At 70.7% G+C, this 23,902-nt stretch carries 20 protein-coding genes; 13 read left to right on the top strand and 7 right to left on the bottom strand.

Features of this window, described 5'->3' with window-relative positions; translation table 11 throughout:
• Positions 1-46: 46 nt before the first annotated feature.
• The 3 genes from AB0J16_RS24225 to AB0J16_RS24215 all read right to left on the bottom strand — a co-directional run bounded on the left by AB0J16_RS24225 (position 47) and on the right by AB0J16_RS24215 (position 1,844).
• Complete coding sequence (locus AB0J16_RS24225) at positions 47-388, bottom strand: TraR/DksA C4-type zinc finger protein (RefSeq protein ID WP_358543273.1); 342 nt, start codon at positions 386-388, stop codon at positions 47-49.
• Positions 389-420: 32 nt separating this feature from the next.
• Positions 421-1,194, bottom strand: a complete 774-nt coding sequence (locus AB0J16_RS24220; protein WP_358543270.1) for a rod shape-determining protein — start codon at positions 1,192-1,194, stop codon at positions 421-423.
• Between the two features lie 272 nt (positions 1,195-1,466).
• Positions 1,467-1,844 carry a hypothetical protein gene (locus AB0J16_RS24215; RefSeq protein WP_358543268.1) on the bottom strand — a complete coding sequence of 126 codons (378 nt, stop codon included), beginning with the start codon at positions 1,842-1,844 and terminating at the stop codon, positions 1,467-1,469.
• 123 nt (positions 1,845-1,967) lie between these two features.
• Between AB0J16_RS24215 and AB0J16_RS24210 the strand changes: the two genes are divergently transcribed.
• Complete coding sequence (locus AB0J16_RS24210) at positions 1,968-2,300, top strand: hypothetical protein (RefSeq protein WP_358543265.1); 333 nt, start codon at positions 1,968-1,970, stop codon at positions 2,298-2,300.
• A gap of 37 nt (positions 2,301-2,337) precedes the next feature.
• Positions 2,338-4,629: a protein translocase subunit SecD gene (gene secD / locus AB0J16_RS24205; RefSeq protein ID WP_358543262.1), complete on the top strand. Its 2,292-nt coding sequence runs from the start codon at positions 2,338-2,340 to the stop codon at positions 4,627-4,629.
• An 864-nt stretch (positions 4,630-5,493) separates the two neighbouring features.
• Here the strand turns inward: secD and AB0J16_RS24200 are convergent.
• Positions 5,494-6,153, bottom strand: a complete 660-nt coding sequence (locus AB0J16_RS24200; protein ID WP_358543259.1) for a response regulator transcription factor — start codon at positions 6,151-6,153, stop codon at positions 5,494-5,496.
• Positions 6,138-7,310 (bottom strand): sensor domain-containing protein, encoded by a 1,173-nt coding sequence (locus tag AB0J16_RS24195; protein ID WP_358543256.1) that lies wholly within the window; start codon positions 7,308-7,310, stop codon positions 6,138-6,140. Before AB0J16_RS24195 ends, AB0J16_RS24200 begins: the two co-directional genes overlap by 16 nt.
• Before the next feature lie 210 nt (positions 7,311-7,520).
• Here AB0J16_RS24195 and AB0J16_RS24190 point away from each other — a divergent pair, with 210 nt between their 5' ends.
• From AB0J16_RS24190 to AB0J16_RS24165, 6 genes are all read left to right on the top strand, one after another.
• Positions 7,521-8,438, top strand: a complete 918-nt coding sequence (locus AB0J16_RS24190; protein WP_358543253.1) for an ATP-binding cassette domain-containing protein — start codon at positions 7,521-7,523, stop codon at positions 8,436-8,438.
• A 34-nt stretch (positions 8,439-8,472) separates the two neighbouring features.
• Positions 8,473-10,713 (top strand): alpha/beta fold hydrolase, encoded by a 2,241-nt coding sequence (locus AB0J16_RS24185; RefSeq protein WP_358543250.1) that lies wholly within the window; start codon positions 8,473-8,475, stop codon positions 10,711-10,713.
• Between the two features lie 664 nt (positions 10,714-11,377).
• Positions 11,378-12,799 (top strand): alpha/beta hydrolase, encoded by a 1,422-nt coding sequence (locus AB0J16_RS24180; RefSeq protein WP_358543248.1) that lies wholly within the window; start codon positions 11,378-11,380, stop codon positions 12,797-12,799.
• 1 nt (position 12,800) lies between these two features.
• Positions 12,801-13,871: a sensor histidine kinase gene (locus AB0J16_RS24175; protein WP_358543245.1), complete on the top strand. Its 1,071-nt coding sequence runs from the start codon at positions 12,801-12,803 to the stop codon at positions 13,869-13,871.
• Positions 13,872-13,899: 28 nt separating this feature from the next.
• Positions 13,900-14,559 carry a response regulator transcription factor gene (locus tag AB0J16_RS24170; RefSeq protein ID WP_358543243.1) on the top strand — a complete coding sequence of 220 codons (660 nt, stop codon included), beginning with the start codon at positions 13,900-13,902 and terminating at the stop codon, positions 14,557-14,559.
• A gap of 203 nt (positions 14,560-14,762) precedes the next feature.
• On the top strand, positions 14,763-15,479 hold the full coding sequence (locus AB0J16_RS24165) for an alpha/beta hydrolase (protein ID WP_358543241.1): 717 nt from the start codon (positions 14,763-14,765) through the stop codon (positions 15,477-15,479).
• 104 nt (positions 15,480-15,583) lie between these two features.
• Here AB0J16_RS24165 and AB0J16_RS24160 read toward each other — a convergent pair whose 3' ends face one another.
• Entirely contained in the window at positions 15,584-18,442 is a 2,859-nt protein-coding gene (locus tag AB0J16_RS24160) for a BTAD domain-containing putative transcriptional regulator (RefSeq protein WP_358543239.1), read from the bottom strand.
• A 158-nt stretch (positions 18,443-18,600) separates the two neighbouring features.
• Here AB0J16_RS24160 and AB0J16_RS24155 point away from each other — a divergent pair, with 158 nt between their 5' ends.
• From AB0J16_RS24155 to AB0J16_RS24140, 4 genes are read left to right on the top strand one after another with little or no spacing between them, the layout of a single operon-like run.
• Complete coding sequence (locus tag AB0J16_RS24155; RefSeq protein ID WP_357958631.1) at positions 18,601-19,053, top strand: carboxymuconolactone decarboxylase family protein; 453 nt, start codon at positions 18,601-18,603, stop codon at positions 19,051-19,053.
• Positions 19,047-19,751 (top strand): SDR family oxidoreductase, encoded by a 705-nt coding sequence (locus tag AB0J16_RS24150; protein WP_358543237.1) that lies wholly within the window; start codon positions 19,047-19,049, stop codon positions 19,749-19,751. The genes AB0J16_RS24155 and AB0J16_RS24150 overlap by 7 nt, the downstream gene beginning before the upstream one ends.
• 31 nt (positions 19,752-19,782) lie before the next feature.
• Positions 19,783-21,087: an FAD-binding oxidoreductase gene (locus AB0J16_RS24145; protein WP_358543234.1), complete on the top strand. Its 1,305-nt coding sequence runs from the start codon at positions 19,783-19,785 to the stop codon at positions 21,085-21,087.
• Positions 21,088-21,099: 12 nt separating this feature from the next.
• Complete coding sequence (locus AB0J16_RS24140) at positions 21,100-22,317, top strand: SGNH/GDSL hydrolase family protein (RefSeq protein ID WP_358543232.1); 1,218 nt, start codon at positions 21,100-21,102, stop codon at positions 22,315-22,317.
• Positions 22,318-22,354: 37 nt separating this feature from the next.
• On the opposite strand, the gene AB0J16_RS24135 is transcribed toward AB0J16_RS24140, so the two are convergent.
• Entirely contained in the window at positions 22,355-22,813 is a 459-nt protein-coding gene (locus tag AB0J16_RS24135; protein WP_358543230.1) for a rhodanese-like domain-containing protein, read from the bottom strand.
• A gap of 98 nt (positions 22,814-22,911) precedes the next feature.
• Here AB0J16_RS24135 and ftrA point away from each other — a divergent pair, with 98 nt between their 5' ends.
• Positions 22,912-23,880 carry a transcriptional regulator FtrA gene (gene ftrA, locus AB0J16_RS24130; RefSeq protein WP_358543228.1) on the top strand — a complete coding sequence of 323 codons (969 nt, stop codon included), beginning with the start codon at positions 22,912-22,914 and terminating at the stop codon, positions 23,878-23,880.
• Positions 23,881-23,902 lie beyond the last annotated feature (22 nt).

The following is a 23,902-nucleotide window of genomic DNA, read 5'->3' as shown; positions in this document are numbered from 1 at the left end:
GGTGCCCAGAGGGGGCGGGGCGACCCCGCTCCCCTCTCACTGGTTGTCAGGCGGCCTCGTGCCGCCGCTGGCACTCGATGCAGTTGCGGGCCAGCGGCCGGATCTTGAGCCGTTCGAACGGAATGGCCGCCTGGCAGTGGCCGCAGCGGCCGTAGATGCCGGCCTCCAGCCTGTCGTAGGCCTGAGCGAGTTCGGCGACGGCGCGCTCGGCGGCGGTGATCGAGGCGAGGAGCTCCTGCCAGGTGCCGTCGGCGCCGCTACCGTCCTGCTCCTGTGCCCGCAGCCTATCCAGGTACCGGCTGCGCTGCTCCCGTTGCTGGGTCAGGTCCTGGCGCAGCGACTCAAGCTGCACGCTGCTGAGGTGTGAGGTCGCGTGGCTGTCGGTCATGATCGAAGGTCCTTTCTTGCGAAGCGAAGACGTCAGCGGACGCGCGGGGCGAGGGCGGCCGTCAGAGACGGCTGCAGGCACAGGCGCATCAGGCCGCGGATGGTGGCGTGCTGCGGCTGGGGCGTCGCTGTGACCGGCAGGCGAAGCGCGGCGCGGAGGCGGGCCAGCAGCTGCTCTTGGTGAGCACCGCCGCCGGTGACCGTCAGACCCCGCTCGCGCGCGGCCGGACGCGAAGCGGCGGGCAGGCGACGCACCAGGCCCGCCGTCATCTCGATGACGCCTTCCAGCGCATACGACACCAGCCCCTCGCTGGTGGTGGCGTTGAGCTGGAGGGCGACCGCGTCAGTGACGGCCCCGTCCGCGATGGCGACGGCCTCGACAATGCCCGCCCCCACGTCCAGGACCAGGCAGGGCTGGGAATCGAGGATGTCCAGGCCGGCGCCGACGGCTGCGGCCATCGGCTCCTCCATCAGGCCCACTTCGCATCCGGCGGCCTCGGCGACCGCGGCGCGGACCGCCCGGCGATCGCTCGGCGAGGCCGCCACCGGCACGCCGGCCAGCACCCATCGCGGGCGGCTCCCCGATACCTGGGCGTCCTGCAGCAGCCGCCGCACCAGCCGCAGGCAGGCGTCCGGGTCGGCCACCATGCCGTGCCGGACGGGCCACAGCGCGGCCGCCAGGCCGGAGCCGGACGGCGGCCGGGTGACCGACGACGGCCGGTCCACGATGGCGAACCCGCTCAAGGACAGCGACCGGGTACGCGCGGTACCCAGGTCGAGCGCCACGAAGCGCTGCCCGGTGCTCACCTCGCACCTCCCGGCGATGCCGGATGTGGCCGCTCCAGCCGCGGCCAGGCGTGAACTGATTCGACAACGGACATGACGATGATCGGCTCCTTGCTGAGGCCAAAGGAAGGCAGTACAGGACACGGCCCTGCTGCAGGGACCGCGAGAGGGCTCCGAAGGCGACGGCGAGCATGGACCAGCCCCACCCAGGGCGCAGTCCATGGGCTCGGGACATGGGGCGTCAGGATCCACGGCACGAGCGGCCGCAGCCCTTCGGAGAGAGGTAGCGTCGGCTAGATGAGCGGCGGGCTGCGCGATCCCGCAGTGCGGTGCGCGAGCTGTTGCGGATCGCGGAGCTCATCGACCTTCGAGCCAGGCGACGCCGACAGCGCCAGATAAGCGGGCTCATCGTGACGCTCACCGCGCAACGGCGGCCACAGCGCCAGCACGTGGTGCTCGCGGACGCTACCCGCCTGCGGGGGCAGACCGGGCAGGTCACCGCCCCCACCGTCCGGGCTCCATGCCAGGCCGGACAGCGAATTCTCAGGCGCGATCGGGCCGTCGGCGCTCGCACTGCCGGTGGCGCCGGCCAGCACCAAGCACAGCAGGACCAGACCCATCACGCCGGCGAACGCGATGGACCCTCGTGGTGTTCTCCACGGTCCCGTCATAGGGCAGACCATAGCCCAGACGGCGCGAAAAAGGGCATGCCGTTCCATCGCAGGGTGCGATCCGCGCCGGGGCCGGGGTACGGTGACCGCCGAGACCCGACCCGTAACCTGCCAGGAGGAGACGTGCGCAGCAGACTGCCCGCCGTTCTGCTCCTGCTGCTGTCGGCCTTCCTGCTGGGCCCCGCGCCTGGCAGCGCCCAGCTGCCCGTCACCGCGACGCCCGCGACCTGGTGGAGCGGCCCGTCCGAGCACGCCGTGCAGGACGCGGCCCTGCCCCGGCTGCATCCCGCCCGCAGCGCGCCCGCGCTGCCGATGTGGCCGGCCGTACTGCCGTCCACCGAACGGCCCGGTCCACGGGCGCGGCCCCTGACGGCCCTCGCCCGGCCTTTCACCGCGGCACCTCAGCCGCCCGCCCGTCAGGCGCCGGCCCGAGCGCCACCCTCCACGACGCGCTGACGTCCCCTTTCCTTCTTCGACAGCCCGTGGAGGCTTCATGTCCCGCGCGCCCTTCTGGCGCGCGGTGGCGGCGTGCGCCATCGCCGCCACCGCACTGCTATTCACCCTCACCACATCGCCACGTCTAGGGCTGGACCTGCGCGGTGGCACCCAACTCGTCTTCGAAACCCGAGACGCCTCAACAGTCAAGGCCGACGCCGAGACCACTGACCGTGCCCTGGACGTGCTGCGCCGGCGCGCCGACGCGCTCGGCGTGGTCGACCCCACCCTGTTGCGCTCCGGCGATCGGCGCATCATCGTCGAGCTGCCCGGGGTGCTCGATCCCCGCCAGGCCGCCGAAGTCATCGGCAAGACCGCCCAGCTCACTTTCCACCCGGTCCTGGAACAAGCCGACGACACCAGCGCCGATCAAGGCACCCCCACCAGCAGGGGCATCGGCGCATCCGGGCAGGTCCTGGCCGACGAAGGCGGGCAACGCCTGCGGCTCGGCCCTGCCGCGATCACCGGCGACGGGGTGAGCGACGCCGCCGCACGCAACGACCCGCAGCAGGGGCCGGGCTGGTTCGCCACCGTCGACTTCCGCGACGCCGCCGCCTGGCAGCGGCTGACCGGCGAGGCCGCCTGCCACAGCCCGAGCAACCCCCAGCGGCGGGTCGCCATCGTCTTGGACAACGAGATCATCTCGTCGCCCCAAGTCGATGCGGGCGTGCCCTGCCAGATCGGCATCCCCGGCGGATCCACCCAGATCAGCGGCTCCTTCACCCACCAGGAGGCACAAGGCCTGGCCGTGCTGATCAAGGGCGGCGCCCTGCCCGTCCCGCTCACCTTGATCGAGCAGCGCACCGTCGGCCCCACGCTCGGCGCGCAGGCCATCGAGGCCAGCGCCAAGGCAGGCATCGCCGGTGTCCTGCTCACCGCGTTGTTCATCATCCTCACCTACCGGCTGTCGGGGCTGCTGGCCACCCTCGCGCTGGCCGCCTACGGGCTCATCTCCTACGCCGCCCTGCTCGCCCTCGGCGCGACGCTCACCCTGCCCGGCCTAGCCGGGTTCGTTCTGGCCATCGGCATGGCGGTCGACGCCAATGTGCTGGTCTTCGAGCGAGCGCGGGAAGAGTATGGCCGCGCGCCGCGCCGCAGCCTGCGCACCGCCCTCGACCGAGGCTTCGCCAACGCCTGGAGCGCCATCGCCGACTCCAACATCACCACGCTCCTGGCCGCCGGATTGCTGTTCTGGCTGGCCTCAGGGCCGGTGCGCGGATTCGGTGTGACGCTGGCCGTCGGCGTCCTTGCCTCACTCGTCTCCGCCATGCTCATCACCCGTGTCCTGACCCACCTCATCCTCAGCGGAACCAGCCCCCGGCTGGCCCGGCTGTCCGGGCTGGCGGTGCACGGCCGGGTCAGGGCCTGGATCACCCGGCGCGACCCGTCCCTGATGGCCGGGCGCCGACGGTGGCTGGCCGCGGCCGCCACCCTGGTCGCCACGGCCGTGACCGGGCTGGCCCTGCACGGGCTCAACCTCGGCATCGAGTTCACCGGCGGTCGGATGCTCCAGTACACAGCCGCGCAACCGGTGAGCGCCGAGACCGCGCGGCAGGCGGTGGCCGAGGCCGGCCACCCGGCGGCCAACGTGCAAAGCTCCGGCACCAGCGTGTCCGTGCGTACCGGCCAGATCAGCGCCGACGACAGCGCCGCCATCGAGCAGGCACTCGATACCCAGCTCGGCGAAGTGACCAAGCAACGCGACGAGCTCATCGGCCCCAGCCTGGGCGACGAACTGCGGCGCAACGCGCTCATCGCACTCGCCGTGGCGCTGGCGGCGCAACTGCTGTACCTGGCCGTCAGATTCCGCTGGACATTCGGCGCCGCCGCCGTGATGGCCCTCGTCGTGGACACCCTCGCTGTGCTCGGCCTGTTCGCCTGGCTGGGCAAACCCATCGACGGGGTCTTCCTGGCAGCCATGCTGACCATCATCGGCTACTCAATCAACGACAAGGTGGTGGTTTTCGACCGCGTCCGCGAACTATGGCAGGCCTCGCGGCAGGCACGCTTCCCCGGCATCGTCAACGCGGCGATCCTGCAGACCGTGCCGCGTACCGTCAACACCGGCCTGGGCGCCCTGTTCATCCTCACCGCGCTGGCCGTCTTCGGCGGTGACACGCTGCGCGACTTCGCCATCGCGCTCATCTTCGGCATCGTGGTGGGGACCGCGTCGTCATCGTTCGTGGCCGGCCCCCTCGCAATCGAGCTCGAACGCCTCAGCAAGCAACCCCCACCCCAGCCGCCCCAGCCGCGCAAACGCCGCCGGCAGGGCACGGGCGCGGTCCTGTAGCACCGCACGGGGCGGCGCGGTCCTGTAGCACCGCACGGGGCGGCGCGGTCCTGTAGCACCGCACGGGGCGGCGCGGTCCTGTAGCACCGCACGGGGCGCCCCGTGCGGTCCTGTAAGCACCGCACGGGGCGCCCGGTGGAACTATGCAGAGGAGTCATCCACGCCACCGGAGCGCCCCGCCCTCCGCCCTCCGCCCCCGCCCCCGTCACCAGCGCCGGCTCAGCGACTGGGTGAGCCGGCGCTGACAGATGTGCCGAGCGCCCTGCCCCCCAGTCCGCTGCGTTCCCATCAGCGAGTCGTCAATGGAGTTGTTGATGGGGGTACGGGCGAAGCCCGTGCTTTGTTGGTGTGTGGAAGTTCTCAGTTGAGCGCCTTTACAATGTAGATTCGCAATGAGACCCTATCCCCGAAGAGGCGTGGGGTGGCGTTCAGCAGCGCAGGCAACGGGTGGCGGAAGCACCCCGGCAGCTGGAGGAGTAGGCCGAAGAGGACCGAAGTCGAGGCCCGGCAGGCTGGGCCAGAGCTAACGAGCGTGTCCGCCGGATGCTTTCCCACGACCTTGCCGCTCCCCCGCCCTCCTTCCATCTTGAGCGGGAAGCCGCCGGGCAACCTTGTTGGAAACCGCCGGGCAGCCTTGAGCAAGAAGCCGCCGCCGGAGCGATGCCACCACGACCGCGCACGCCTGGCACGATTGCTCCTCGCTGCCCGGCACAGGAGGGAGTTGTCGTTCTGTGGGTTCCAGACTGGTGTGGGGTCGCCTATCCAACTGTTGTCAGTTCGGCAGCCGGGCCTGGGGGATCGCCAGTTCGACAGCCCGGCCTGAGAGGCCGCCAGTTCGACAGCCCGGCCTGAGAGGCCGCCAGGTCAAGCCGTCTCTGGGGCGGCCTGCAGGTAGGCGAGCACCGCCAGCACCCGCCGGTTGTGATCGTCGGACGGCGGCAGGCCAAGCTTGGCGAAGATGTTGTTGGTGTGCTTGCTGATCGCCTTGTCCGTGACCTGGAACCGGGCGGCGATCGCCATGTTGGACAACCCCTCCGCCATCAACGCCAGCACCTCCCGCTCCCGAGGGGTCAGCTCACCCAGTGGCTCGTCGCGGCTGTGACGGCTCAGTAGTTGCGAGATCACCTCGGGATCCATCACGGTGCCGCCGGAGGCCACCTGACGCACCGCGTCCACGAACCGGTCGACGTCACCGACGCGATCCTTGAGCAGGTAACCCACCCCACCAGGCCGGTCGGAGAGCAGTTCGCGGGCGTACAACTGCTCCACGTATTGCGAAAGGATCAACACCGGCAGGCCCGGCACCAGCCGCCGCGCCTCGAGGGCGGCGCGCAGCCCCTCGTCGGTATAGCCGGGCGGCAGCCGCACATCGACCACGGCGACATCCGGACGGCCATGAGCGAGCGCGTCGAGCAGCATCGGAGCGTTGTCGACCGCCTTGACCACCTCGAAGCCGTACGCCGTCAGCAAGCGGATCAACCCATCCCTGAGCAGGGCGAGATCTTCGGCTATGACAACGCGCACAGCAACTCCATGGTGAGTTCGGTAGGGCCGCCGAGAGGACTGCGGATGATGAGCCGGCCGTCGAAGGCCGACAGACGCGCGTCGATGCCTCGGATGCCGCTGCCGCTGGCCCGGTTGGCTCCGCCGCGGCCATCGTCGCACACCTTCACGCGCAGCAGGCCGCCCACATGGGACAGCCGCAGCCACACACGCGACGCGCCGCTGTGCTTGGCCACGTTGGTGAGGGCCTCGGCGACGGCGAAGTAGACCGCGGACTCGACCGGCGCCTCCAGCCGGCCAGGCAGCTCGATCTCGACCGTCACCGGTATCGGGCACAGCAGCGCGGCGGCCTGGATCGCCCCGGCTAAACCGCGGTCGGTCAGCACCGGAGGGTGGATGCCGCGCACCAGGTCACGCAGGTCGGTCAGCGCCTGGCCGGCGACCTCCCTGGCCTCGTCGATCATCAGCTGGGCCTGGGTGGGATCGCGGGCGTTGCGGGCCAGACCCAGGTTCATCCGGATCGCGATCAGCTTGGCCTGCGCGCCGTCGTGCAGGTCGCGTTCGATCCGGCGCAGCTCGGCCGCCTGCGCGTCCACCACCACGGCCCGCGACTCGGTCAGGTGTCGGATGCGCGCGGCCGGGGTCGCGTCAGGCAGGAGCAACATCCCCGTCAGCCGTGCCTGCCCGGTGCGCAGTACGGGCACCGCCATGACGGCGATCACCGCGATGGCCACGACGGCCACACTGAAGGCGAACGTGGTCACGCTGTCGACCACGACCACCTGCACCGAGAAGATGTAGTCGAACGCGGCCAGGAGCGCCCAGATGACGAGCGCCGGGCCGTGCCAGGTGAGGCCGTGCACGACCAGCCACGCCAGATCCCGCCAGGTCCGCGCATCCCGCAGCACAAGGACCAGTGGGGTTCGCGGTCTGCTGTGCCACCGGTGCGGCCGGTGGTTGGCCGGGTCGAGCACCTGGCTCGCCCAGTCACGCTGCAGCCGCGCCAGAGACCGTACGAGCGCGAGCACGCGGACCAGCAGCGGCAGGCCGAGCCCGGCTACCGGGACCAGCGCGAGGCTCACCAGCAGCATGGCGAGCAGCACCAGCGCGGCCACACCCGTGGCGACGTTGAGCAGCAGCCCACCACCTGCGGCGATGAGGTTTCGAATGCCGGTCACGCCAGAAGTCTGCCCGATGCGCGGCGCGCGGTCGGTAGGTCTAGGCCTACCTCCGGAGGTGGGAATCTTCGCCCCGGCCGGTGGGCGCACGCCCATCGAGATCGGCGACCCGAGCCGGAAAGCTGGCGGCCGTCAACCGAAGCAGGCATCGAGATCGGCGACCCGAGCCAGAAGGCCGGCGGCCGTCAACCGACGAAGGGAGGCCAGGCCGTGATCGAAGTGAGCGGACTGACCATGAGATATGGCGACAAGGTCGCCGTGGACGACCTAACATTCAGCGTGAAACCGGGACTGGTAACCGGCTTCCTCGGCCCGAACGGCGCGGGCAAATCCACCACCATGCGCGTCGTGCTCGGCCTGGAGGTGCCCCTCGCGGGCAAGGCCCTGGTGAACGCCCGTCCATACGCGTCAATGTCCAGGCCCATGCGCTCAATGGGAGCGCTGCTCGACGCCGGGGCTGTGCACGGGGGCCGCAGCGCGCGGGCGCATCTCGCCTGCCTGGCCCGCAGCAACGGCATCGGCCGTGCCCGGGTGGCCGCCGTGCTCGAGCAGGTCGGCCTGACCGGCGTCGCCGACGAGCGGATCGGCGGCTTCTCGCTGGGCATGCGGCAACGCCTGGGGATCGGGGCTGCGCTCCTCGGGGATCCGGGGGTGCTGATGTTCGACGAGCCACTGAACGGCCTCGACCCGGAGGGCATCCGCTGGCTGCGCGATCTGCTGCGCTCGCTGGCCGACGAGGGCCGCACCGTGCTGCTGTCCAGCCACTTGATGAACGAGATGGCGCTCACCGCCGATCACGTCATCGTCATCGGACGGGGCCGGCTGATCGCCGACACCCCCATCGATGCTCTGGCCGGCCACTTCCAGCGCGACGTGCTGGTCCGCACGCCCGACCCGGCCGGCCTCGCCGCCATTCTGGACGCGCACGGTGCGACGGTGACCCCTGAGGACGACGGCGCCCTGTCCGTACGGAATCTCGACGCGGCCAGGATCGGCGCGCTGGCGCTCTCCGGTGGCATCGCGCTGGCGGAGCTGTCCCCGCGCGGCGCCTCCCTGGAGGACGCCTTCATGCGGCTCACCGAGGACAGCACGGAATACCGGGCCGGTGCTGGGGAGGCCGTCCGATGACGGAATACAAGGCCGGTGACAGGGAGGCCGTCCGATGATCGATGTGATCGCTTCCGAGTGGCTCAAGCTCCGCTCGCTCCGCTCGAATCTCTACCTGCTGGCCTGCTCGGTGGCGGCCGTCCTGGCCTGCGCCGGCGTGGCGTTCATGATCGGCCGCGGGTTCGACAACCAGTCGCCGGACGAGCGGATGGCCTTCACCGGCAACGGCGACGGCCTTGGCAACGGGATCGCGGTCGCCTACTTCGTTTTCGCCACGCTGGGCGCCCTCACGATCACCTCCGAGTACAGCACCAAGATGATCCAGACGAGCCTGGTCGCCGTGCCGCGCCGGCACGCGTTATTGCTGGCCAAGATCCCGGGCCTGGCCGCGGTCGCGCTGGTGGCGGGTCAGATTCTGGCGTTCGCCATGCACGCGGCCGCCATGGTGGTGCTCGGCGACCGGGCCGGCCAGTTGCTCCGCGACGGCCAGACGCTGGGCACGTCACTGTCGGAGCCGGGCGTGCTCGCCTCGGTGATCAGCGCTGGGTTGTCGATGGCGGCCTTCGCCTTGATCGGGCTGGGCGTCGGGGCCGCCGTCCGCTCCACCCCCGGCGCCCTGGTCGTGCTGACCGTGATCATCGTGGTGCTGCCGGTGGTGGTCAAGACGTTGCCCTCCTCCCTACGCGCCCAGGTCGGCTCGTTCATGATCGAGAATCTGCCGCTCCAGATCGCGGGGGTCGGCGGTGGGCAGCTGTCGCCCGCGGCTGCGGCGGGGCTGCTGGTCGCGTACGTGATCGCCGCACTGACGGCGGGCGCGACGGCGATCACGCTCAGGGGACGCCGGATCAGGGCCCTGGCCATCGGTGCGGCCGTCACCATGCTGGTGTCGGCGGTGCCCGCTGCCGCGTCCGGTTCGCCCGGCTCTGGACCCTCCTCGCTGGACTGGGCGGCATGCGCGGACAAGGAACTGTCCAAGGAGATGAGGTGCGCCTCGATCGAGGTGCCCGTGGACTGGTCCAAGCCATCCGGCAGGAAGATCCGCCTGACCGTCGGGATGCTGCCGAACACAGGTGTCCAACGCCGCATCGGCGCGGTGTTCGCGGTCCCTGGCGGCCCGGGCGCCTCCGGAGTCAAGGACCTGAGCAAGTACGCGGGCAGCTTCTCCGAACTGCGCGAACGTTTCGACATCGTCACCGTCGAACCGCGTAACACCGTCGACAAGGGCGTGCTGCCGTACAAGTGTCTGATCGGTGGACCGTGGATCGCCCTGCCCGACAGCCCCGCCGAGTACGCGGAGCTTGGCCGGCGCAACGGGGAAGCCGCGCAGCGCTGCCGCGCCGCCGACCCGGAGTACTTCGACCACCTCGACTCGGCGTCCGTGGCGCGTGATATGGAGGCGATCCGTGTCGCGCTGGGCGAGGAGCGGCTGAGCTTCATCGGCTCCTCCTACGGCGGCATCCCCAGCGTCACCTACGCCCGCCTGTTCCCCGCCCGAGTCCGGGCGTTGGTGATTGACGGCACGATGAGCCCGACCATGGACGACGCGGAGAGCAGGCTCACCAGCGAGAAGTCCTTCGAACGCTTCGCCGCTTGGTGCGCGGCGACCACCGCCTGCGCCCTGCACGGCCAGGACGTCGGCGAGGTCTGGCGGGCGCTGATCAAGCGCGCCGACCGCTCACCGATCCCGATCAGGGGAGAGCCGTCGCAGGTCGCCTACAGCGGGTTCGACATCAAGGAGGCCGCCGCTCCCAGCGTCATCTCGCCTGGTCAGAAGCCCGACTATCCGCGATGGACGCAACTCGCCGAAGCGATCAAACGGGCCGTGATCGGCGATGCCTCCGGCTTCGCCGACTATGTCCGGCAAGGCACGTATAGCCTCAAGGTCCCCTCGGTCGTCGGCATGAACATGACCCACTGCCCGGATGGCATGGGATACAACTCCTACGCGGACTACCGCGAAAAGCGCCGTAAGGGGGAGCGGCTACTGCCCAACTTCTCCGGTATCGAGTTGTGGCACCGGCTCGGCTGCGCCGGCTGGCCCACCCCCGTCACCGACCCGTTCGAGCCGCTGCCCACCAAGGGACTGCCGCCATTTCTCGGCGTCGGCTCCTGGACCGACTTCGACCCGTCCGCGGACCTCGTACGGGGCGTACCGGGCTCGGCGGCGATCCAATACCAGGCGTACGGCCACGCGCTCTACAACAGCGGCGTCTCCTGCATCATCGGCCACGTCAACCGCTACCTGACCAGCCTGCGTCTCCCTCCACCCGGCACCGTCTGCCGCCCCGCCGAGTGAAGCTCAGCATGGTGGTGCGGAGCCCGGTGCTGCGGTAAGAGTGGGCCATCTGGCCACGGCAAGGGGGCGGGCCACGTCTCGGTAGCCGACGGAAACGCGCCCTCAGCCGCCGACGTGAACATCAAGAACCCCGGCGATCTCACTCACATTGCCGGGGTCTTCCCGCTTCCACAACTGCTCAGATCTGAGAATGCGGAGTGTGGTCATCGTCACGCTTAGCTACTAATCAGTCTTAACGGGTCCGTCCGATGCAACGCGGCAGACTCGTGTCTGACAGCCGGCAGCGGGTGAGCACTTGGGGCTGGCCGCGTGGACTCGAGCGGAGGGCCGTACCCAGGGCAGGCGCAGGTCGCCGCGCTACTCGGTGCTGGACCTGCCCGACAACACTGGCGCTGGACCTGCCCGACAACATGACGGTCAGCACCCGCGGCACGCTGGTGCTTTGCGAGGACGGCGACCGGTCTTCGCCTCGGCGCGCTGCTGGGCCTCGATCCCACCGTCTCGCCCTACATCACCCACACCATGCGCCGGTTCGGCGAATCGCAAGGCGAGCGCCGGTGCACACGCGTGAAGATCCATCGAAAGGTGATCGCCGGTGCGCGCGCGTGAGGATCTATCGAAAGGTGGACGACCACCAACAGGCCGTCCGGCAAGGCTGAGGGTCATGAAGAAGACGATCCTCGCCGTGCTCGGCACGATGCTGCTCTCCGCGGTGGCGGCGGCACCGGCGACAGCGACGGCAGGCGCCAAGCTTTCCTGGCAGGACTGCGGAGACGGCCTGCAATGCGGCCGGCTCACCGTACCCGCCGACTGGGCCGCCCTCAAGGGTGAGCAGATCACGCTGGGACTCGCCAAGCTGCCCGCCAGGGACCCGGCCGCCAAGAAGGGGACGCTCGTCCTCAACATGGGCGGCCCCGCCCAGCAGATCTCGGTCCTGCGTCAGGCGAAGCAGGCCTTCGCCGACCTGACCCAATGGTTCGACGTGGTGGTCTTCGACCCGCGCGGATTCGAGGCGAGCACCGGGGTGCGCTGCCCCGGCCCGGCGCCGTGGGCTGCGAACGCGGAGTGGGTGTTCCCCGACCGCGCCGCCTACACCCGGTACACAGAGCAGAACCGCCGCTTCGGTCACGGCTGCGCCGAGGCCGCCGGCCCGCTCGCGGGCCACCTGGACTCCGGTCAAGGGGCCCATGACCTGGAGGCCGTCCGAGGGGCGCTGGGCGAACAGAAACTCAACTATTACGGCAACTCCTACGGCACCGTCCTCGGTGTGGCCTACGCCGAGAAGTTCCCCTCACGCGTCGGCCGCATGTATTTGGACAGCCCGATCGACCACACCAACCGATCGTGGGCCGAATGGCTCCTGCCCAAGGCGAAGGTCAAGGAAGACAACCTCCATCGCTTCGCCGAGTGGTGCGCCACCGACCAGAGCTGCGCGCTCCACGGCCGCGACGTGCTCAAGGTGTGGGACGAGGTCATGGACCGCGCAGCCAAGCGGCCGATCCCCGCGCCCGGCGCCGGCGCCGGAGCAGCGGCCAGTGCGACACTGATCGCCTCCCGCGCGACTGTCACGTTCGATGCGACGTGGCCCGGACTGGCCGAGTCCCTGGCCGAGGCGTACGCGGGTGACGCCACCCGGTTCGCCAAGCCGTCCACCGGTGTGGCCGATCCGGATTTCAGCAGGATCGCGAACTGCGCCGACTTCCCGTACCCGACCGCATATGACGAGGTCAAGGCCACGGAGAAGCGGCTGAAGCGCACCGCGCCGCGCATCGGCTGGACCATCGCGTGGCCGCTGGCCAACTTCTGCACCGGACTCCCGCGAAAGACGCCTTTCCCGCCCCATCCGGTACAGCCTCGCGGCCTGCCCCCGATCCTGATCGCCGGCGGCCTGTACGACGACGTGGCGCCGCCCGCGTACGCCCGCCGGATCACGGCACAACTTGACGGCGCCCGCTACATGGCGGCCAAGGGCGGTCACGCGCTCTACTTGAGCGGCAATCCCTGCATCCGCGATCAGGTGCACCGCTACCTGATCACCGGGCAGCTCCCGCCCTTGGGCACGACCTGCGGTCCGGCATCATCGTGACATGCTCTGGCTGAGGGAGGTTCTGCTCGTCGTCGGCGCCGCGACCGCTGCGACGCTGCTGACGGCGCTGGAAGGGTCGGTCCCGCCCGACGTGCCGCTCCTGGTCGTCTTCAGTGCCGGCGTCAGCCTCCCCTTGTTCATCCGGCGGGTGCTGCCGTTGACCGCCGCGGTGGCCTCCGCGGTGATCGCGCTGGCCGGGATGGTCCAGCTGCACCGCTGGGAAGGGATGCTGGTCACGATGGCCGTGTTCTGCGCGGCCGTCTACCACCGGCCGCGGCGTCCCGCTCTGGTGCTGGCGATCTCCACATGCTGGGTGACGGGCATCGGCATGGTGACCGGCGGAAAGGGGCTGGCGCTCACCAGCATAGTGATCATGAGTGTCGCGCCGGTGGCCACGGGCTACGCGCTGCGGCTGCACCGGGACCGGGCCGGTCAGTCGCTGCGAGTGCAGCGGGCCGAGGCGGAGCGTGTGCTGGCCGAGGAGCGCACCTGGCTGGCCAGGAACGTGCACGACAGCGTGGGCCACCACCTGACGGCGATCCGGTTGCAGGCCGCGGCGGCCCGGCGAATGCGCGACGAGACCTCGGCTACGCGGGCCCTGGAAGTGATCTCGAACCTGTCGCTGTCCGCGCTGACGGAGGTGCGTGACCTGCTACGGACGCTCAGCGAGCACCCGGCCGCCCTTCAGCCCGGCATCGCCGACCTGGAGCGGCTGGCCGGGCAGCTCACCTCCGCCGATCGTACGATCACCATCCGCCGTACGGGGACAGCAGGCGTCCTGCCGCCGGCCGTCGACCACACCGCCTACCGGGTGGTCCAAGAGGCACTGACGAACGTCGTACGCCATTCGACCGCGAGCGAGGTCACCGTCCACCTACGTCATGACGACCGCGGCCTGTGCGTTGAGGTCCTCGACAACGGCGCCCCTGCGCCGGCGTCCCAGGCTGAGGGCCAGGGCATCCGGGGGATGCGGGAACGGGTGCGCCTGTTCGACGGCACACTGTCGGTGGGACCGGTCGAAACGGGCGGCTGGCGGGTCCGGGCCGATCTGCCCAGGGAAGGGACCGCTTAGGGAAACGACCGCTTAGGGTAAGGAGGGCATGGTGACGATCCGGGTGCTGGTCGCCGACGATCAGGAGGCGGCGCGGGAGGCGCTGCGGTGCATACTCGACGGCGAACCCGACATCGACGTGGTCGCGACGGTCGCCGACGGCGCCGAAGCGGTGCACCAGGCGCTGTGGCGGCGGCCGGACGTGGTGGTGATGGACCTGCGGATGCCCGGCATGGATGGCATCGCGGCCATTGACCGTCTCGCCAGCGCCCAGTCCGCTCCCCGCGTGCTCGCTCTGACCACGTTCGACCTCGACGAGTACCTGTTCGGCGCGCTACGCGCAGGAGCGGCCGGTTTCCTGCTGAAGGACAGTGATCCCGACGTGCTCGTCACGGCGGTCCGCGAACTGCACCAGGGCCGGGGGCTGATCGACCCGCAGGTCACCGGCCGCCTGATCAGCCGCTTCGCCGCACTGTCCCCGCGCCCCGCCACACCTGAACTCGACCTGCTGACCCCGCGCGAACACGACGTGCTACGCCTGCTGGCCCGAGGACTGAGCAACGGCGAGATCGCCGCGGCATGCACCATCGAGGAAGGCACGGTCAAAACCCACGTCAACCGGATTCTCACCAAACTCGGCCTGCGGACCCGCGTGCACGCCGCGATCTACGCCCACGAACACGGCCTCGTCACCCGCGACGCTCCTTGACCGTCCGTCGGCCCTGGTGCCGCGTCAGGCATCGCCCGCCCTGCGGAACGTGAGCGCCCCCCTTGTGATAACTTCGGCGTCGCCGTGCACCGCATCAAACCCCAGGAGGTGAGTCCGATCAACGCTGTGACAGGTCGGGGCTCCCTCCCTCGCATGGCCTAGGGAGCGCCCGCGCAAGGCATCCCGAAAGGCGTGAAACGCGCATGCGCTTCATCTCTCAGACGTCTACCGACGGCGTCACCGAACGACCCTTCACCCTTGGCGAGATCCCCGGCGTACTGTGGACGCCGGACGACGCCGAGCCCCGTGCTCTGGTTCTCATCGGACATGGCGGCGGAGAGCACAAGCGGGCCCCTGGCGTGGTGGCCCGCGCCGTCCGGCTGGCGGCCGAGTGCGGGTACGCGGCGGCGGCCATCGACGCCCCCGCCCATGGCGACCGGCCCAGAAGCGCCGAACATGAGCGGATCATCACCGAGATGCGCGCCCGCATGGCCGGCGCGGGCGACCCGCTCCCCCTGCTGGCCGAGCTGCACACTCTGCTGGCCGCCCAGACCGTCCCGGAATGGCGCGCGGTCCTGGACGCGCTCGGGGATGTCGGCCCAGTGGGCTACTGGGGCATGTCGCTGGGCTGCGCTCTCGGCATTCCGCTGGTCGCCGCCGAGCCGCGCGTCCGCGCGGCGGTGCTGGGGTTGAGCGGGACGTCACTGGCCTCGGCCGAGGCCGCCGCCGGGGTCGCGGTGCCCGTGCGGTTCCTGGTTCAGTGGGATGACGAGCGGGTTCCGCGCGAGGATGCCCTGGCGCTGTTCGACGCCCTGGGTTCGAGTGAGAAGACGCTGCACGCCAACCCCGGCAAGCACGGGGACGTGCCGGCCTTCGAGGCCGACAGCGCGTTGCGCTTCTTCGCCCGTCATCTGTGCTGACACCACCGTCGACTGCGAGTCCGTCATGGCGGCTGTGGCCGGTCCGGCGGTAGGACATGTACCGTCCGCAGGCGTCGTCGTACCGGTGACCGCCAGCCCCCTGGTCACTTTCGGTGAGAGGTCTCCGGTGCGGGGAGGAGCTGGGCGATGGCCTCGCGGGCGCGCTTCTCCTCGCTCCGGTTGCTCAGCTCCACGGCCAGATCGAGAGCCGCGCTGTGCAGGCGTACGGCCTGGCCGAGGTCTCCCATGGTCGCCGCGATCTCGGCCAGGCTGTTGAGTGCCTTGGCCTCGCCTCGCCGGTAGCCGAAGAGCCGATACAGCTCCAGCGCCTGCTCGTGATGGTCACGTGCCTCGGTGAGCCGGCCCAGCCGGGTGCAGGCCACCCCGAGGTTGTCCAGAGCGTCGGCCTCACCGCCTCGGCTGCCGATCTCCCGGGACAGTTCCAGCGCCTGACGATGCAGGTCGGCCGCCAGCGCGTACCGGCCAAGCCGCTCGTGGACGATGCCGAGGTAGTCCAGCGTCACGGCCTCCCCGAACCGGTCGCCGATGTCGCGGAACAGTTCAAGGGCGCGCAGGTTCGCCTCCTTGGCCCGCTCGTGGTCGCCTTCGTCCGTACTCACCCTGGCTAAGCCGAGCAGCGCCCGCGCCTGACCTCGCCGGTCTTCAGCTGTACGGCAGGCGGCCAGCGCCCGGTCGAAGTGCTCACGGGCGACGTCATGGCGCCCCCGCACCTGATGCACCCAGCCGAGGTCGGTCAGCGCCCGCCCTTCGTCGGCCGGATTCTCACGGCGTCGGGCGGCCCGCAGTGCCTTGCCGTACAGAGTGAGGGCGTCGTCGTGGTGGGCGTGGTCGTAGAGATAGCGGTACAGCGTGGTGGCCAGCAGGCTGGTGTGCGCCACGTCGCGATCGGCGGCCAGGACGAGGTTGGCTCGTTCGGCCTCCAGCCACGCCAATGCCTGCGGCGCGTCATGGAGCGGGACCGGTGGGAGCGTGGCTCGTTCGATGCGCGGTCGCCGGTGGGCGCTGTCGGGGTAGAGCACCTCCATGGCGGCCGACGCCGTGGTCAGCTGGTGGCCGAGCAGCCGGGTCAGCGCCGCGTCCCTGGCCTGCGGCGGCTCCTGCTCGGCCACCAGGTCCGCGGCGTACCGGCGGAGCAGGTCGTGGAAGACGTACCGGCCGAAGACGCGCTGCTGAAGCATGTGCGCGTCCAGCAGGTCCTCCAGTACGTCCTCGGCATGCTCCACGGGGAGATCGGCGAGCGCGGCGGCCGCGTAGGGTTCGAAGTCGCGGCCGGGATGCAGTCCGAGCAGGCGGAAGAGCCGCTGCTGGTCAGCGGTGAGCTGGCGGTACGACAGGGTGAACGCGGCCGCCACGCCGCGTTCCGACCTGGCCAGCTCGGTGAGCCTGCGGCGCTCATCACGCAGGCGCTCGGCGAGATGGTCCACGCTCCAGCGAGGGCGGTGCCGCAGACGGGTGGCGGCGATGCGTACGGCCAACGGCAAGAACCCGCACAGCAGCAGAACCTCGGTGACCGCCGCGGGCTCGGCGGCCGCACGCTCGCCCACGATGCCGGTGAAGAGCGCCAAGGCGTCGGGCAGGGGCAGTACGTCCATGGACAGGGCCCGCGCGCCATCCAGGTCGGTGAGCCGCTGGCGGCTGGTGATGAGCACCAGGCTGTTCGAAGCGCCCGGCAGCAGGGGCCGGATCTGGGCGGCGTCGGCGGCGTTGTCCAGCACCAGCATTACTCGGTGGCCGGCCAGCTCGGCTCGCCACAGCGCGGCCCGCTCCGTCATGGACGCGGGGATGCGCTCGGTCGGCACGCCGAGCTGCCGCAACAGCACCTCCAGCGCTTCCCCGGGCTCAAGTGGCCGCTGGCCCGCTGTGTGAGCGTGCAGGTCGATGAAGAGCTGACCGTCGGGGTATCGCTCGGCGAGCCGATGCGCGGCGTGGACGGCCAGCGCCGTCTTGCCGATGCCGGCCATGCCGTCGATCGCGGAGATCGTCACCGCCTGGCCGGCGGGCTCGCACAACTCCTCCACCTGCGCGGTGCGGCCGGCGAAGTCGGCGATGTCGTAGGGCAGGAACGCCGCCTCGGGCCGGGCCGTGACGGCAGCGGGCAGCACGGCCTCCGCGGGCCTCGCCGTGGCGAGTAGGTCGGCCGCCGCGGGCCGGATCGTGGCAGCCACGGGCGGCTCACCGCGCAGGACGGTCTCCTCCACGGCCAGGAAGGCAGGGCCCGGATCCAGCCCCTGCTCATCGGCCAGTCTGCGGCGGTAGCCACGGCCGACGGCCAGCGCGTCCGTCTGGCGCCCGGCGCGGCGCAGGGCCAGCATCAGTTGCCCGGCCAGTCGTTCACGCAAGGGATGGGCGGTCAGCTCGGCGGCCAGCTGATCAATGAGCTCCTCGTGCCTTCCGGCGGCGAACTCGAGCTCCACCAACCGCTCGATCGCGGCCAGCCGCCGATCCTCCAGCCGTGCCCTGGCGCTCTCGGCGAAATGGGCCTGGACGTCGGCGAAGGCGGGCCCGCGCCACAGGGCGAGCGCTCCACGCAGCGTCCGTACGGCCGCGGCCGGCTCGGACCCCCGCTCGGACCCCAGTTCGGACCCCAGTTCGGACCTCGCCTTGGCCACGAGCGTGGTGAACTCCTGTAAGTCGAGCTGTCCCGGCTCCGGAGTGATCACGTATCCGGCCGGCCGGGTCTCGACCAGGTGGCCCGCGTTCGCCGCGCGCAGCGTGCGCCGGATCGCCGTCAGCGCGGCGTGTACCTGAGCCCGGGCGGTGTCCGGCCGCGTCGGGCCCCACATCGCCTCGCTCAGCCGCTCGACACTCAGCACCGTGCCGGAATGCAGCAACAGGTACGCCAGGAACGCACGGTGCCGCGGGGCGAGCGAAGGAAGCTCCAGGCCATCGACCGACACCTCCACGGCACCCAGGACCGCAAACCGTACATTCCCGCCGAGCATCGCAGGAGTCTATATCCGCGGCGGATCACCACATCGCCGATGCATCGCCGATGTATTAATCGCCCCCGTGATGCTGGTCGTACGGCGCGGCGGTCACATTCCCCCGCTCGCCTCAGTCATATGAGCGACAACGTTCGGAACTCTCCAGGAGACAGACCATGCAAGCACGCATGAAGAACCCCGCCATCGTCCTGCCCGGTGCCATGCAGGCGCTGATGAACCTCCAGAAGGCCACCGACCAGGCCGGGCTGCCCAAGGTCACGTCCGACCTGGTGCTGCTGCGAGCCAGCCAGATCAACGGGTGCAGCGTCTGCGTCGACATGCACGCCAAGGACCTGCGCAAGCAGGGCGAGAGCGACGAGCGGCTCTTCGCCGTGGCCGCCTGGCGCGAGGCCCCGTACTTCACCGATGCGGAACGCGCCGCGCTGGCACTGGCCGAGGCGGTCACCCGGCTCGCCGACGGCGGTCAGGTCGGCGACGACGTGTGGGACGAGGCCGCCGACCACTACTCCGAGACCGAGCTCGCCGCCTTGATCATGACGGTCTCCACCGTCAACCTGTGGAACAGGCTCAACGCCACCACCCGGCAGATCGCGGGCGCGGCATGGTAGCGGTCGCCCTCGTCACCGGCGCGAACAAGGGCATCGGTTTCGAGATCGCCCGCCAGCTCGGTGACCGGGGCATCACCGCGATCATCGGCGCCCGTGACGAGGAGCGGGGACGCGCCGGGGCCGAGCTGCTCGGCCTGCCGTACGTGCGACTCGACGTCACCGATGCGGCCGGCATCAGAGCCGCAGCCACATGGATCGAGCAGGAGTACGGCAAGCTCGACATCCTGGTCAACAACGCCGGGATCACCTTCGCCGACGGGCCGCCCAGCGAGACCTCGGTAGAGCAGGCCCGCCAGGTCTACGAGACCAACGTGTTCGGCGTCATCGAGGTCACCAACGCGATGCTGCCACTGCTGCGCCGCTCGTCGGCGGGCCGCATCGTGAACGTCTCCAGCGAGCGCGGCTCGATCGGCCGCACCCTGGACCGGAGCCATCCGCTGTGGCCGATGCTCAACCTGGCCTACTGCTCCTCCAAGGCCGCCCTGAACATGATCACCGTGTCCTACGCCAAAGAACTGTGGGACACCCCGATCAAGGTCAACACGGTCGACCCGGGCTGGGTCAAGACCGACATCAACCACAACGAAGGCATCAAAACCCCCGAAGAAGGCGCCGCACCGATCGTGGCCATGGCCCTGCTGGAAGCCGACGGCCCCACCGCCACCTTCGTCCAGCACGAAGGCCCTCTTCCCTGGTAGTCCCTGGTAACCCCTGAAGGAGATGACAGCTATGGATCTGCGTAATGCCGTCCGAGGGCGTGTACTGCTCCCCGGCGAGGACGGGTTCGACGAGGCGGCCCGGCCGTGGGCGGTGGGCGTGCACCAGCCGGTGGCCGCCGTGGTGACGGCCGAGAACGCCGAGGATGTGGCGGCGCTGGTGCGATACGCCCGCGAAGCCGGGCTGACGGTCACCGCCCAGCCGTCGGGCCATGGCGCCTCGGGCGATGTGCAGGGGGTGATCCTGCTGCGTACCGGCCGCCTGGACTGGGTGGAGGTCGACGCGGAGGCGCGTGTCGCCCGGGTCGGTGCCGGCGTGCGGTGGGGCCGGGTGCTGGCCGAGACCGGCAAGTACGGCCTCACCGGGCTGGCCGGCAGCAGCCCGGCGGTGACGGTCGCCGGGTTCGTCGCCGGCGGCGGGATCTCGTGGTTCGGCCGCGAGTACGGCTGGGCCGCCGACTCGGTACGCGCCTTCGAGATCGTCGACGCCGACGGCGAGCAGGTGCGGGTCACCGCCGAATCCGACAGCGAGCTGTTCTGGGCGCTGCGCGGTGGTGGCGGTGACTACGCGCTGATCACCTCGATCGAGCTGGCGCTGTACCCGGCGCCCAGCGTGTACGGCGGACGGATCGTCTGGCCGGCCGCCCGTACGGCCGCGGTGTTCGACGCCTTCCGCCAGATCACCGCGGACGCGCCACGCGAGCTGTCGGTGTGGGTCAACCGCGTGGCTCCGCCGCCCCCCGCCCCGCCGATGGTCACCGTGGACGTGACCTACCTCGGCGACGACGCGGAGGCCAAGGCGCTGCTGGCCGTCTTCGACGAGATCGGCGGCAGCCTCTCCGACAGCCGCGGCCTGATGGACCTCGCCGACCTGGGCACGATCGCCGCGGAGCCGATCGAGCCCAGCCCGATGCTGGCCCGCGCCGAACTGCTGACCGGCCTGGACGAGGCGACGCTGGAGACGCTCGCCGGCGCCGACCTCGCGCCGCTGCTGAACCTGCAGGTCCGGCATCTGGGCGGGGCGCTGGCCGAGGCCGATCCCGGCGGCGGCGCGGGTGGCGTGCTCGCCGAGCCGTACCTGCTCTACCTGCTCGGCCTGCGGCTGCCTCACCTGGCCGACGCGGTGCGGGGCAAGCAGGCGGCCCTGGTCGAGGCGCTGGGGCAGGCGGTCAGCGGGCGCAAACCGTACACCTTCCTCGCGCCGGCGGAGAACGCCGCCCAAGCCTTCCCCGCCGGCGCCCTGGCCCGGCTGCGCGAGATCAAGCGCGACCGCGATCCCTATGGCGTCTTCCGCGCCAACTTCCCCGTCCTGGACTGAAGGAGCACCCACATGTGGAAAATCGCGACCGCGGCCGCCCTGATCGCCACATTGACGGCGTTACCGGCACCCGCCGACGCGGAAACCGGCAGGTGGACAGCGGGATGGGCGAGCGCCGTCCAGCAGCCGTCGGCCGACGTCTGGTATCCCACCTGGGCGGAGAAAGGTTTCGCCAACCACTCCGTCCGCCAGGTGGTGCGGGTCACCGCCGGCGGCTCGAGGCTCCGGATCCGGCTGTCGAACCGCTACGGCGGCACCCCGCTCCGGCTGACCGGCGCGAGCGTGGGCAAGGCCGGCACGGGCGCCGCAGTGCAGGCGGAGACCCTCCGACCGCTGTCCTTCGCGCGCTCCGCCTCCGTGAACATTCCCACCGGTGGGCAAGCCGCCAGCGATCCCGTCCGTCTCGCGGTCAAGCCGGGCGAGCGGCTGACCGTGACGCTCTACTTCCAGGGCACCACCGGCCCGGCCACCTACCACAACCTCGCGCAGGCCACCTCCTACCGGGCCATCGGCGATCACCTCCGCGACCTCGGCGCGGCCTCCTTCGCCGAGACCAACAGCTCCTGGTTCTACCTGTCCGGAGTAGACGTGTTGGGCGACGCGGCAGCGGTGGCGACCTTCGGCGACTCCATCACCGACGGGTACGGCGCCACCCAGGACGCCGACGACCGCTACCCGGACGCGCTGGCCCACAGGCTGGCCGGACGACGGCCGGTGCTCAATCTCGGCATCGCCGGCAACCGCCTGCTCAACGACTCAGCGTGCCTGGGTGAGCGGGGACTGGCGCGCTTTCGCTGGGACGTACTCGACCGGTCCCGCGTCAAGAGCGTGATCGTGCTGGAGGGCATCAACGACATCCTCCTGGGCCTGCAGGAACCCACGCCCTGCACCTCGCCCGCGGTGAAGGTCGGTGCCGACGACCTGATCGGCGGTTACCGGCAGCTCATCCGCGCCGCCCACGCGCACGGCGTGCGGATCGTCGGCGGCACCCTCCTGCCCGCCAAGGGGTACGCGTACCTCACTGACGAGGCCGAGCGGATCCGCGACGCGGTCAACACGTGGATCCGGACCAGCGGCGCGTTCGACGCGGTCGTCGACTTCGAGCGCGCCGTCGCCGACCCCGCCGACCCCGACCGGATTCGGCCCGGCTTCGACAGCGGAGACCACCTCCACCCCAACCCGGCGGGCTACCAGGCGATGGCCGACGCCATCGACCTGCGCACCCTATGAAGCCGGGGTCCGCGGTCAGCGGCCGTATGTGACCAGGTCAGCAGCCGCATGCGTCGGCGTGGACGGGAGCCGTCAGCGGGTCGGCGGGCCGCCTCTCCACGCCGGAGCCGGTCACGACGGGGAAGCCCTCGCGGGCCCAATACTCGAAGCCGCCGATCATCTCCTTGACGCGATAACCGAGCTTGGCGAACTCCAGCGCCGCGCGCGTCGCCCCGTTGCACCCGGGCCCCCAGCAGTACGTCACCACGGTCACGTCACGGGGGACGATCGATGGCGCGCGTGCGGCGATCTCCGCCGTGGGCAGGTGAAGGGCGCCCTCGATGTGGCCCTGACGCCAGCTCTCCACGCTGCGCGAGTCGACCACGACGATGCTCGCATCACCCGCGCTGAGATCGGCGTGGACATCGGACACGTCCGTCTCGAACGTCAGACGGGCGGAAAAGTGAGCGACAGTGGCGGCCACGTCGGCGGCCAGCGTGGCGAGAACTGCTGACATTTCGGGATTACCTCCAACTCGTTCCTTCCATGAATGGTGCAGCGCTCCCCCGCACCCTCACGAGTGGCATGAATGCCTAATGTCGCTAATATCCAGCCATGCTCCGACGCTATGACAGCAACCGCACCGTCTCGGTCCTGACCTACGACGGCATGAGCACGTTCGAGTTGGGGTGCGTCGTCGAGGTCTTCGGGCTTCCTCGGCCGGAGCTGGACGTCCCGTGGTACGACCTCGCCGTCTGCGCCGAGCACGACGTCCCGCTGCGGGCGGTCGGCGGCTTCACCATCCAGGCGGCGTACGGGCTGGAGGTGTTCGCCGAGGCGCGGACGGTGATCGTCCCGGGTGTGGCGGACGTCCGCGCCGAGGTCTCCCCCGCACTCATCGACGCGGTGCGACGGGCGCACGAGCGGGGCGCCCGCGTCGTGTCGATCTGCTCGGGGGCCTTCGTCCTCGCGGCGGCCGGCCTCCTTGACGGCCGCTCGGCCACCACGCACTGGAGGTACGCCGAGCTGCTCCAGGAGCGTTTTCCGCAGGTCAGGGTCGATCCGGGCGTGCTGTACGTGGACAACGGCGATGTTCTGACCAGCGCGGGCAGCGCGGCCGGCATCGACCTGCTGATCCACCTCATCCGCCGGGACCATGGCCCGGGCGTGGCCAACGCGGTGGCCAGGAGGCTGGTCGTGCCACCGCACCGGGAGGGCGGCCAGGCGCAGTTCATCGAGGCCGCCGTCACCCCCGTCGAGGATGACGACGCCGTGGCCAGGACGATGGAATGGGCGTTGGCCAATCTCTCCCGCCCGATCACGGTGGCGGTGCTGGCCCGTGTCGCCGGGATGTCGCAGCGCAGTTTCGTCCGGCACTTCAACCGCAGGACCGGGACCAGCCCCCTGCGCTGGGTGATCGCGCAGCGGATCGCGGCCAGCCTGCCGCTGCTGGAGTCGGCCACGGCGCCGGTCGAGGAGGTCGGGGCCGCCGTCGGCTTCGAAAGCCCGGTGACCTTCCGCCACCACTTCAGCCGCTCGATGCACACCTCCCCGTCCGCGTACCGGAAGGCATTCGGCCGCTGACCCTGGCGGCTCTTGCCAGAGA

Origin of the sequence: Nonomuraea sp. NPDC049750, from assembly GCF_040659625.1 — a bacterium.
Taxonomy (GTDB): Bacteria; Actinomycetota; Actinomycetes; order Streptosporangiales; family Streptosporangiaceae; genus Nonomuraea.
This window is presented reverse-complemented; position numbering and strand designations above follow the sequence as displayed.

Coding starts and splice junctions, on each gene's coding strand:
- AB0J16_RS24225 (WP_358543273.1), bottom strand. CDS start 388: ATGACCGACAGCCACGCGACCTCACACCTCAGCAGCGTGCAGCTTGAG.
- AB0J16_RS24215 (WP_358543268.1), bottom strand. CDS start 1,844: ATGACGGGACCGTGGAGAACACCACGAGGGTCCATCGCGTTCGCCGGC.
- secD (WP_358543262.1), top strand. CDS start 2,338: ATGTCCCGCGCGCCCTTCTGGCGCGCGGTGGCGGCGTGCGCCATCGCC.
- AB0J16_RS24185 (WP_358543250.1), top strand. CDS start 8,473: ATGATCGATGTGATCGCTTCCGAGTGGCTCAAGCTCCGCTCGCTCCGC.
- AB0J16_RS24180 (WP_358543248.1), top strand. CDS start 11,378: ATGAAGAAGACGATCCTCGCCGTGCTCGGCACGATGCTGCTCTCCGCG.
- AB0J16_RS24175 (WP_358543245.1), top strand. CDS start 12,801: ATGCTCTGGCTGAGGGAGGTTCTGCTCGTCGTCGGCGCCGCGACCGCT.
- AB0J16_RS24170 (WP_358543243.1), top strand. CDS start 13,900: ATGGTGACGATCCGGGTGCTGGTCGCCGACGATCAGGAGGCGGCGCGG.
- AB0J16_RS24165 (WP_358543241.1), top strand. CDS start 14,763: ATGCGCTTCATCTCTCAGACGTCTACCGACGGCGTCACCGAACGACCC.
- AB0J16_RS24160 (WP_358543239.1), bottom strand. CDS start 18,442: ATGCTCGGCGGGAATGTACGGTTTGCGGTCCTGGGTGCCGTGGAGGTG.
- AB0J16_RS24155 (WP_357958631.1), top strand. CDS start 18,601: ATGCAAGCACGCATGAAGAACCCCGCCATCGTCCTGCCCGGTGCCATG.
- AB0J16_RS24150 (WP_358543237.1), top strand. CDS start 19,047: ATGGTAGCGGTCGCCCTCGTCACCGGCGCGAACAAGGGCATCGGTTTC.
- AB0J16_RS24145 (WP_358543234.1), top strand. CDS start 19,783: ATGGATCTGCGTAATGCCGTCCGAGGGCGTGTACTGCTCCCCGGCGAG.
- AB0J16_RS24140 (WP_358543232.1), top strand. CDS start 21,100: ATGTGGAAAATCGCGACCGCGGCCGCCCTGATCGCCACATTGACGGCG.
- AB0J16_RS24135 (WP_358543230.1), bottom strand. CDS start 22,813: ATGTCAGCAGTTCTCGCCACGCTGGCCGCCGACGTGGCCGCCACTGTC.
- ftrA (WP_358543228.1), top strand. CDS start 22,912: ATGCTCCGACGCTATGACAGCAACCGCACCGTCTCGGTCCTGACCTAC.